The organism is Streptomyces sporangiiformans, assembly GCF_005768555.2.
GTDB classification, from domain to species: domain Bacteria; phylum Actinomycetota; class Actinomycetes; order Streptomycetales; family Streptomycetaceae; genus Streptomyces; species Streptomyces sporangiiformans.
In genome coordinates this window covers 1-8,229 of the sequence record NZ_VCHX02000271.1, presented here as the reverse complement: position 1 = coordinate 8,229, position 8,229 = coordinate 1, and the positions used below count along the sequence as shown (strand labels likewise).

The 8,229-nt window shown below is 69.3% G+C and carries 8 protein-coding genes and 1 tRNA gene; 3 read left to right on the top strand and 6 right to left on the bottom strand.

Annotation, left to right across the window (positions count from 1 at the left end; all coding sequences use genetic code 11):
• Positions 1 to 97: 97 nt before the first annotated feature.
• From FGD71_RS35855 to FGD71_RS35830, 6 genes are all read right to left on the bottom strand, one after another.
• Positions 98 to 186, bottom strand: a tRNA-Ser gene (locus tag FGD71_RS35855).
• Between the two features lie 292 nt (positions 187 to 478).
• Positions 479 to 715 carry an SGM_3592 family protein gene (locus FGD71_RS35850; RefSeq protein ID WP_119104726.1) on the bottom strand — a complete coding sequence of 79 codons (237 nt, stop codon included), beginning with the start codon at positions 713 to 715 and terminating at the stop codon, positions 479 to 481.
• A gap of 73 nt (positions 716 to 788) precedes the next feature.
• On the bottom strand, positions 789 to 1,508 hold the full coding sequence (locus tag FGD71_RS35845; protein WP_119104725.1) for an ABC transporter permease: 720 nt from the start codon (positions 1,506 to 1,508) through the stop codon (positions 789 to 791).
• 10 nt (positions 1,509 to 1,518) lie between these two features.
• Positions 1,519 to 2,430: an ABC transporter ATP-binding protein gene (locus tag FGD71_RS35840; protein WP_119104724.1), complete on the bottom strand. Its 912-nt coding sequence runs from the start codon at positions 2,428 to 2,430 to the stop codon at positions 1,519 to 1,521.
• The gene (locus FGD71_RS35835) at positions 2,427 to 3,332 is read right to left on the bottom strand and encodes an ABC transporter permease (protein ID WP_119104723.1); all 906 of its coding nucleotides are present in this window, start codon (positions 3,330 to 3,332) and stop codon (positions 2,427 to 2,429) included. Before FGD71_RS35835 ends, FGD71_RS35840 begins: the two co-directional genes overlap by 4 nt.
• Positions 3,322 to 4,296, bottom strand: a complete 975-nt coding sequence (locus FGD71_RS35830) for an ABC transporter ATP-binding protein (protein ID WP_119104722.1) — start codon at positions 4,294 to 4,296, stop codon at positions 3,322 to 3,324. Before FGD71_RS35830 ends, FGD71_RS35835 begins: the two co-directional genes overlap by 11 nt.
• A 249-nt stretch (positions 4,297 to 4,545) precedes the next feature.
• On the opposite strand from FGD71_RS35830, the gene FGD71_RS35825 reads away from it, so the two are divergent.
• From FGD71_RS35825 to FGD71_RS35815, 3 genes are all read left to right on the top strand, one after another.
• Positions 4,546 to 6,309, top strand: a complete 1,764-nt coding sequence (locus FGD71_RS35825; RefSeq protein WP_119104721.1) for an SDR family oxidoreductase — start codon at positions 4,546 to 4,548, stop codon at positions 6,307 to 6,309.
• 249 nt (positions 6,310 to 6,558) lie between these two features.
• Entirely contained in the window at positions 6,559 to 7,107 is a 549-nt protein-coding gene (locus FGD71_RS35820; RefSeq protein WP_119104727.1) for an RNA 2'-phosphotransferase, read from the top strand.
• 104 nt (positions 7,108 to 7,211) lie between these two features.
• Positions 7,212 to 8,114, top strand: coding sequence for an LLM class flavin-dependent oxidoreductase (locus FGD71_RS35815; RefSeq protein ID WP_119104720.1), 903 nt, complete (start codon positions 7,212 to 7,214; stop codon positions 8,112 to 8,114).
• Positions 8,115 to 8,229 lie beyond the last annotated feature (115 nt).

Below are 8,229 nucleotides of genomic sequence, written 5' to 3'. Positions count from 1 at the left end.
GCCTGTCCGCCCTTTTGAGGGCGGACAGGCCGGGGGTGGGGTGAAAAAATCGCCACGAAGCGGCGGCCAAAACCCGCTGAGTCAAAGCGACAGCGTCTGGCGGAGGATGCGCGATTCGAACGCGCGCGGGGTGGCCCCCCGACCACGGCTTAGCAAGCCGGTGCCTTACCGCTCGGCCAATCCTCCGGGAAGACGGCCCGCGCGAGATGCGCGCTCGAAGCGGCCGTCCCGGGCAGTCCCCGTGCGGGGCGGACTCGACGGAGCGGTAGCTACTCCGGAGGCCGCTGCGGGCTGCCCTGTCGGGAACTCGACGAACTGCTACTGATGGGCATCGTCGCGCTCCTCTCCCAGCATGCGGCGCCGGCGGACCCGGCGACTCGGACGTCACCACTCTGCCCGTGCGCAGGGTCGGACGCCACCGAATAAACGGGGCGTCCGGGCAACAATGCGCCGGGAAACGGGGCGCGCCGGGGGACGGCTACCGGCGGCGCCACCTGCGACGGCGTGCCTTGCTGAAGAACCATCCCGCGGGAGGTTCGTCGGACCGCCAGGGCTGCGGTTCGGGACCTTCGTCGCGCCAGCGGGCCGCCAGCATGCGGGCACGCGCCGACGGTTCGGCCGTCTCGGCGGACCGTATGAAGTCCTCGTCCAGGACGAGGTCGTCCCAGATGCCCTCGGACTCGCCATGATCGTCGCGCGGTGCCTGCCCTGCCATCCCCGTCCTCCTCGCTGTGCATCCCCTTGAGCAAGTGTGCCGTTACGCGTGTGAAGCCGGCATCAAGGAGCCGTCACTCCTCCCCGGCCAGTGTCAGCGTGCGCAGCTTCTGCCCCGCGAACCACGTCGCGGCCACGGTCACCGCGACCAGCAGCACCGTCGCCGTGGTCAGCCCGACGTCGGAGGTGACAAGGTCCCCGCCCGTGACCTTGTGGGCCACGGCGAGCGACCACTGCTGGACGCTGAGCGTGCGCGCGCCGGACACGAGCGACCCGAAGAGGGCCTCCCAGACGAGGGCGTAGACGAGCCCGAAGACCACCGCGTGCCGCGTGACCGTGCCGAGCAGCAGGAAGAGGGCGGCGTACGCGATGGAGGCGACCAGCGCGGCCACGGTGTACGCGACGGCGATCTGCTGCCCGTTGCCGTTGAGGATCAGCCCCGCGAGGAACGTCGGGATCGCCGAGAACGCCATGGTCACCGCGATGGCGACGATCAGCTTGGTGAAGATGATCGTGGGGCGCTTGATCGGCTTGGCGAGGAGGTACACCACCGAGCCGTCGTCGATCTCGGGCCCGATCGCGCCCGTCCCTGCGATGACGCCGATGATGGGCACCATGGTGGCGAGCGCGAACCCGCCGAGGACGTCGGAGGCCACCTGGTCGTCGGTGCCGGCGAAGACGCGTACCGCGATCGAGATCATGATCAGCAGGACGGGCAGCGCGCCCAGGATGAGAGCCCGGCGGCGGCCGAGCAGGCCACGGTAGGTGAGCCGGGCGACTGTGGGGTCGTACATATTCGGCCTCCTACGCCGCGACGAGATACGAGAAGACGGATTCGAGGGACTCGTCGGACGGCGAGACCGTGAGCAGCCGGATGCCGTTGTCCCGGGCCACCCGCGGCAGCAGCGTCGTGAACCGCCCGAAGTCGACCGCCTGGATGCGCAACGCGCCCTCCTGGAGGTCCACTTCGATGCCGGCGGTCGACGGATCGGCGATGAGCGCGGCCGCGAGCGCGCGGTCGTCGCTGGAGCGCACGAGGTAGCGGTGCGGGCGGTCGGTCATCAGGCGGCGGATGCGCCGGAAGTCGCCGCTGGCGGCGTGCCGTCCGGCGACGATCACCTCGATGTGCGAGGCGAGTTGCTCGACCTCTTCGAGGATGTGGGACGAGAACAGCACCGTGCGGCCCTCGTCGCCCATGCGCCGGAGCAGGTTCATGAGCTGCATGCGCTGACGCGGGTCCATGCCGTTGAAGGGCTCGTCGAGCAGCAGCACGGACGGGTCGTGGACGAGTGCGGAGGCCATCTTCACGCGCTGCCGCATGCCCTTGGAGTACGTCTGGATCTTCCTCTCCTGCGCGTACTCCATCTCGACCGTGGCGAGGGCCTTCTGGGCGGCCTTCTTGCCGAGACCGTGCAGCTCGGCGTTGGCGACGACGAATTCATGGCCTGTGAGGAAGTCGTACATCGCCTCCCGCTCGGGGACGATGCCGATCTGCCGGTAGATCTGTTCGTTGCGCCAGACCGGCTGTCCGTCGAGCGTGACGGAGCCCGTGGAGGAGGCCAGGAAGCCGCCCATCATGTTGATGAGGGTGGACTTTCCGGCGCCGTTCGGGCCGAGCAGGCCGGTGACGCCGGGGCCGATCGTCATGGTGATGTCGTTGACGGCGACCACGTTGCCGAACCAGCGTGAGACATGGTCGATGTTGAGCGTGGTCACAGTCCGACCTTTCGGTAGCGGCGCATCAGGAGGCCGTAGCATCCGGCGATGAGGCCCAGGACGACGAGGAGGTAGACGACGCCCTCGCCGTTCGAGGGGCCCGCGCCTCCGGGGAAGGAGGACGAGGCTCCGAGGAAGGCGGTCTGCACTCCGTCGATGAGCGTGATGGGCGAGAAGAGGCCGAGCCAGGCGACCGCACCGGTGCTGGACTGGTCGAACGCGATGGCCTGGACGGTGGACACCGCCCCGTAGGAGATGGTCAGCGAGGCGATGACGGCCGCGATGCCGAAGCCGCGGCGCGGGGTGACCGCCGAGATGACCAGGCCGATGCCGGCGAAGAGCAGAGAAAGCAGTGCCACGGAGACGAGCCCTTGTGCGAATCCCTTGGTCTGGTCCGCGAAGTCGAGTTTGGCCAGCAACGCGCCCACATAGAGCACGAGCAGCGGTGCGGCCGTGAGGATGAACAGCGCCGAGGCCAGCGCCGCGTATTTGGCGCGGACGTAGTCGACGGTCTCGATGGGGCGCGAGAAGTACAGCGGAACGGTCTTGAAGCGCAGGTCGCGCGAGACGGACTGCGGCGCCTGCGAGGCCACGTACAGGCCGATGACCGCCTGCAGGAAGATCGCGTAACGGGTGTAGTCCGTCGGCAGGTCGTTCGCCTGGGTGGCGACCGCGACGGCCACCATGATGGCCGCGGGCACGCACATCACCACGAAGAGCAGCATCGGCAGGACCTTGGACTTGGCCGAGCGGCCCAGACCGTACGCGCCGCGCAGGGACTGCGAGTAGAGCGAGCGGCGGGCGTACGCGCGTCCCAGGCGCGCGCCGTCGTAGTTGCGGTAGCCGATGTTGTGGATACGGGTCTGCTCGCCGGCCCGGGCCGGGGTCTGCTCAACCGCCATGGCCGACCGCCTCCTTCCGCTGGTCGTCCCGCGCTTCGTCGGTGTCGTTGAAGACCTCCGAGATGTGATGCCTGCGCTGTTCCATGCGGACCAGGCCCAGGCCGAGATCGGCGACGACGTCGCGTACGAGGTCGTACGTCTGCTCGCCCTCCGCCGTGAGCAGCAGGATGTGGCCCGCGCCCGGCAGTCCGCTGCCGTCGTGCGTGTCGATCCCGCGCGCGAGCAGCACCTCGCGCACCGCGCGGGTGCCGTCCGGGTGTTCGTCGCTGTCGGTGACCTCGATGGCGAGGGTCGTCGTGGTCTGGGTGAAGTCCGTGGTGGAGCTGGACCGCAGGAGCTTGCCGCCGTCGATGACGACGATGTGGTCGGAGGTGCGCTCCAACTCGCCCAGCAGGTGCGAGGTCACCAGGACAGAGATGCCGAAGTCGGTGTGGATGCGGCGGATCAGGCCCAGCATCTCGTCGCGGCCGACCGGGTCGAGGCCGTTGGTCGGCTCGTCGAGGAAGACCAGCTGGGGGTCGTGGACGAGGGCCTGCGCGAGCTTCACGCGCTGCTTCATACCGGTCGAGTAGCCGCCGATCGGGCGGTAGCGCTCCTCGTACAGGCCGACGTGGCGCAGCGTGTCGGCGGTGCGCTCGCGCGCCGCTGTCGGGGGCAGGCCGGACATGCGCGCCATGTGGACGACGAACTCGGTGGCCGAGACGTCGGGCGGCAGACAGTCGTGCTCGGGCATGTAACCGACCCGCTCGCGGATGGCGCCGCCCTTGGTGGCGACGTCGAGGCCGAGCACTTCCGCGCGGCCCTCGGTGGCGGGGGACAGACCCAGCAGGATCTTGATCAGTGTGGACTTGCCGGCTCCGTTGGCCCCGACGAGTCCCGTCACACCGGGCCCGACATCCACGGAGAGCCGGTCAAGCGCGGTCACCCTGGGGAACCGCTTGCTCAGGCTTTCGGTCGCGATCACAGTCACGCTTCGAAGGTAGTGGCGCAGGCCACAGCGGGCGTCAGCCCAGGGAGCTGTATCGGTATCACTCTCCAGTCGTACGAGCCCGTAAGGGTCCACCTGAAGTCGAACAACCGGCGGTCTCCACATCGGACCGGTTGTCCACAGGCCTCACACGGCCCTATTGACGCGGCCGCTGCCCCATTGTCACCTTCGTCAGTGTCAAGTTACGAACGCGTACCGCAATCAGCGTGGAAACGGGACGGTGGCATGACCTCAGCTTCACTCAAGTACGCGCGCGAGCGCCGGTTACGCACGGGCGGCATCGAGCTGTGCGTCGCCGAGCTGGGAGACGAGACGCAGCCCACGGTGATGCTCCTGCACGGCTATCCGGACTCCAAGGAGGTCTGGTCGGAGGTCGCGAGGCGCCTCGCAGAGCGCTTCCATGTGGTGCTGTACGACGTGCGGGGGCACGGCAGGTCGACGGCCCCGCGGCCGCTGCGCGGCGGTTTCACGCTGGAGAAGCTGACGGACGACTTCCTCGCCGTCGCGGACGCGGTCAGTCCGGACCGGCCGGTGCACCTGGTGGGGCACGACTGGGGCTCGGTGCAGGCCTGGGAGTTCGTCACGGTCAGGCGCACCGAGGGGCGGATCGCCTCCTTCACGTCGATGTCGGGCCCGTCCCTCGACCACTTCGGGCACTGGATCAAGACGCGCATGACCCGTCCGACCCCCCGCAGGGTCGGTCAGCTCCTCGGCCAGGGCGCCAAGTCCTGGTACGTGTACCTGCTGCACGCGCCCGCCCTGGCCGAGCTGGCCTGGCGCGGCCCGCTCGGCAAGCACTGGCCGAAGATCCTGCGACGGGCCGAGAAGCTGCCCGCGGACGGCTACCCCACGCCGTCGCAGCCCTCGGACGCGGCACACGGGGCTTGGCTGTACCGGGACAACGTACGGGCGCGCCTGCGCAGTCCGCGCGTCGACGCGTACGCACACGCGCCCGTGCAGCTCATCACGCCCCTGGACGATGCCTTCCTGTCGGAGCGGCTCTACGACGAGCTGGAGCGGTGGGCCCCGCAGTCGGTGCGCCGCACGCTCCCGGCAAAGCACTGGATCCCCCGTACCCGGCCGGATCAACTGGCCTCCTGGATCACCGAGTTCGTGACGTCCACCGAGGGCGGACGGCCCGTCCCGGTGGCGACCGGCACCCACGCGGACCGCTTCGGCGGACAGCTCGTGCTGGTCACCGGCGCGGGCAGCGGCATCGGGCGGGCCACGGCCCTGGCGTTCGCCGAGGCCGGCGCGCGCGTGGTGGCCGTCGACCGGGACACGCAGAGCGCGGTCCGCACCGCGGAGCGGTCCCGTCTGCTGGGCGCCCCCGAGGCGTGGGCCGAGACGGTCGACGTCGGTGACGGGCAGGCCATGGAGCAGCTCGCCGGGAAAGTCGCCGCCGAGTACGGGGTGGTGGACGTGCTGGTGAACAACGCCGGGATCGGGCTCTCCGGCTCGTTCTTCGACACCACCCCGGAGGACTGGAAGCAGGTCCTCGACGTCAACCTGTGGGGGGTGATCCACGGCTGCCGGCTCTTCGGGAGGCAGATGGCCGAGCGGGGGCAGGGCGGCCACATCGTCAACACCGCGTCGGCGGCGGCGTACCTGCCCTCGAAGGCACTGCCCGCCTACAGCACGTCCAAGGCTGCGGTGCTGATGCTCAGCGAGTGCCTGCGCGCGGAGCTGGCGGGCCAGGGAATCGGGGTCTCCGCGATCTGCCCGGGCTTCGTCAACACCAACATCACGTCGACGGCGCGCTTCGCGGGGGTCGACGCCGACGAGGAGAAACGCCTCCGGAAGAAGACCGCCCGGATCTACAGGCTGCGCAACTACCCTCCGGGGAAGGTCGCCGACGCCGTGCTGCGCGCCGTCGTCCACAACAAGCCCGTGGTGGCCGTGACACCCGAGGCACGCGGCGGCCGCCTCATGTCCCGGTTCACGCCGAGGGCCCTGCGCGCGATCGCACGGATGGAACCGCCGCTGTGATGGACGATGCGCACGTGCCGCACATCACGCGAATCCCATGAAATCCCATGAAGGTCTATAAAAAGGCTGACCAAAACGCTCAGGCGAACAGCGGGTTGTCCACAGACTCGTCAACTTCCCCTGTGGATAACGCACTTCGCTGTGGATCAAACCTCCGAACCTTCATCAAATGAGTGATCAGCGTCTCGCGGATACCCTGTCGAAATGGGCGAAGATGGGGTGGATAAAGGGGAGATGAAGAAAGGTGAGATGGACGAACGACGCACCGTGAAGGTGTCGAAATACCTCTCGAAGCATCTGCGGCACCAGCCCGAGCGCATCGGGCTCACGCTCGACGACGGCGGCTGGGTGGAGATCCAGACACTGATGGCCGCGGCCGCCGCGCACGGCTTCCGGTTCACGCGGGAGGAACTCGATCACGTGGTGGCCACCAACGACAAGCGGCGCTTCGCGATCGAGGGCACCCGGATCCGTGCCAGCCAGGGCCACTCCGTCGAGGTCGACCTCGGCCTGCCCCCGGCGACCCCACCCGCGTACCTCTACCACGGGACGGTCGCCCGCAGCCTGGACGCGATCCGTGCCGAGGGTCTGAAACCCATGACACGGCACGACGTGCATCTCTCGCCTGACCGCGAGACCGCGACCCGCGTAGGTGCCCGCCGCGGTCGCCCCGTCGTGCTCGCCGTGGACGCCGCCGCCATGCACCGCGACGGCCACGTCTTCCGGGTCAGCGCCAACGGAGTCTGGCTCACGGCCGCCGTACCGCCGCGCTACCTGCGGTTTCCCGGTGCACACTGACGGCTCCGCAGGGAAAACGACCGGGCGGCCCGCACGCAGTGCCCGGACGGCCGCACGGAGCACCTGGGCCGGGCAGCTTCTCGGTTGCGCTTAGGCTCGGTGGCATGAGTATGCGCCTGAGCACCGTGATCCTGCCGTATCTCCGCTGGCACGAGGGAGGGCGTTCCATGTGGCAGCGCGCGGAGCAGCTGGGGTTCCACACGGCGTACACGTACGACCATCTGTCATGGCGGACGTTCCGTGAAGGGCCGTGGTTCGGCGCTCTGCCGACGCTGACCGCGGCCGCGGGCGCCACCGACCATCTGCGCCTCGGCACGCTGGTGACCTCGCCGAACTTCCGGCATCCGGTCCCTCTCGCCAAGGAGCTGATCTCGCTCGACGACAGCTCCGGCGGCCGTATCACGTTCGGCGTCGGCGCGGGCGGCACCGGCTTCGACGCCACCGTTCTCGGCCAGGAGCCGTGGTCGCCGCGCGAACGGGCCGACCGCTTCAGCGAGTTCGTGACGCTGCTCGACCGGCTGCTCTCCGAGGACTCCGTCTCGTACGACGGCCGGTTCTACTCGGCATACGAGGCCTACAACATCCCTGGCTGCATCCAGCGCCCCCGGCTGCCGTTCGCGGTGGCCGCCACCGGGCCACGCGGAATGAACCTCGCGGCCCGGTACGGACAGGCGTGGGTGACCACGGGCGACCCGAAGCTCCTCGAGACGGGCACTCCGGAGCAGTCGGTTCAAGCCATTCGCGGACAGGTCGAGAAACTGGCCGCCGCGTGCGACACGATCGGCCGTGACGTCGGCGAGCTCGACAAGATCCTGCTCACCGGATTCACCCCGGACCGTCTCCGACCGCTGGAGTCCCTCGACGCGTTCGTCGACTTCGCCGGCAAGCACAAGGAACTGGGCTTCACGGACATCGTGATCCACTGGCCCATCCCGGACTCGGACTTCGCGGCGGACCAGAAGGTCTTCGAGCACATCGCGATGGAGGCGGTCGGGCAGCTGGGCTGACGCTGCTCACCGAGGCTCCGGTAAGCGCACGAAGGCGGCAGGCGGCAGGCGGCAGGCGGCAGGCGGCAGGCGGCAGGCGGCAGGCGGCAGGCGGCAGGCGGCAGGCGGCAGGCGG